Consider the following 1,434-nt stretch of genomic DNA (forward strand, 5'->3'; position numbering starts at 1 on the left):
TCTGGAAATTCAAGGAAGGATTTTTGAAAATTTCTTCACCACAAAAGCAGTTGGTAAAGGCACGGGTTTGGGTTTGGCAATAAGCTATAAAATTATTGCTGAAAAACACCGAGGGGAGTTAAAACTCAAGTCTGAAGTTGGAGTGGGAACGGAATTTGAAGTTCTCTTACCTCTTGATAGTCCAGTTTAAGGATAATAGGAAAAATTCATTATGGCTAGAACAAAATCAATTGTTCATTATGTTGCGGTTAGCGATCTATCTCAACCTCCAGAAGAACATCAGGGGTTTAGAATTGAGGTAGAAGGTCGAGGTGGAGATACAGAAAAAAACAGAGAGAAAGCCTTAGAAATTGTCAATCAAAAGTGGGAAAATGGGGAAATTGCAGAAGATAAGTTTCCCGATGGTATCACTCGAGATAATATTTTTTATGTCCCCCCTCCATCTACAAAAGGAAACATGGAAACAACAGATCGAGAATTACTTCCCATCGTACAGGGAGCCCAAGAGATTGTGCAGTTAACAAAATTGCAAATTGAAGTCCAAGAAGCAGCAGAAGACGCATCTCCTTATACTCCCATTATTGAAGTTATTTTGGATCGAAGTCGTCCCTTAAGTTCTGAAGAAAAAGAACTGGCAAAAGAGAAAAAATATGGTAAAATCATTGAGCGAGTTGGCCTTGCGATCGCCCATCAAGAAGAGTTTCGCGAGAATTGTACGGGGAATGGGAAATTAATACTCAACGCGATCGCCTGGAATCTAGAATCTAATCTAGATTTTTCACTTAACACAGGAAGTGAGAGGACAAAAAGCGAGGAGAATGTATCGAAAAATACTGAAGAAGAAGAGGAATAGGCGATCGCCAAGGTGAGATCGCGTAAAATTTAATACCAATCAAATCAATGTAGAAAATGAGAAGCAAAAGTGCTTCTCATTTTTTATTTCCGATGTTACCATAGAGAGCAATTTGGTGTGAGGAAAAATCGATGTTAGTCCAAGAATATGAGAATATTAGGGATAAGGAAAATTCCCTAGAGAAAGAAAAAATAGCTTTGTTTTGGGGGAAGCTATTGCGAGAGATTAGCAGCGAACTAACCCCAAGTAGTCGAATTTTTTTAAGGACTATTTTTTGTACTTTTAGTTTTATTTTGGGTGTGGGTTATAGTTCGGTTCAAGAAGCGAATAAACTGTCTGAAGAATCGACAGTAAAATTGATTGTTGATAATGTCCCCGATTTTCCCAAACCCGATCGCCTGCGGATTAAAGCTGTCGGCGATATTATTCCCGGTACTAACTATCCCCATAATCGCTTACATCCTCGTAAAGAAGAATTATTAGCCGCAGTAGAACCCCTTTTAGATGAGGCAGAAATTGTTTTTGGTAACTTTGAAAGCACCCTCACTAATGCAACGGTTTCCGCGAAACAAATGGGGAGT

Annotated in this window: 2 protein-coding genes and 1 pseudogene; all 3 read left to right on the forward strand. The window is 38.8% G+C overall.

Features of this window, described 5'->3' with window-relative positions; translation table 11 throughout:
* On the forward strand, positions 1-190 hold a 190-nt coding region (locus VB714_RS15475), incomplete at its 5' end, for an ATP-binding protein (RefSeq protein ID WP_323225530.1).
* Positions 191-211: 21 nt separating this feature from the next.
* Positions 212-853, forward strand: a complete 642-nt coding sequence (locus tag VB714_RS15480) for a hypothetical protein (RefSeq protein ID WP_323225531.1) — start codon at positions 212-214, stop codon at positions 851-853.
* Positions 854-984: 131 nt separating this feature from the next.
* Positions 985-1,434: pseudogene (locus VB714_RS15485) on the forward strand (hypothetical protein); the annotation flags it as partial.

Source organism: Spirulina sp. 06S082 (assembly GCF_034932145.1).
Lineage (GTDB): Bacteria > Cyanobacteriota > Cyanobacteriia > Cyanobacteriales > Spirulinaceae > CCY15215.

Coding starts and splice junctions, on each gene's coding strand:
- VB714_RS15480 (WP_323225531.1), top strand. CDS start 212: ATGGCTAGAACAAAATCAATTGTTCATTATGTTGCGGTTAGCGATCTA.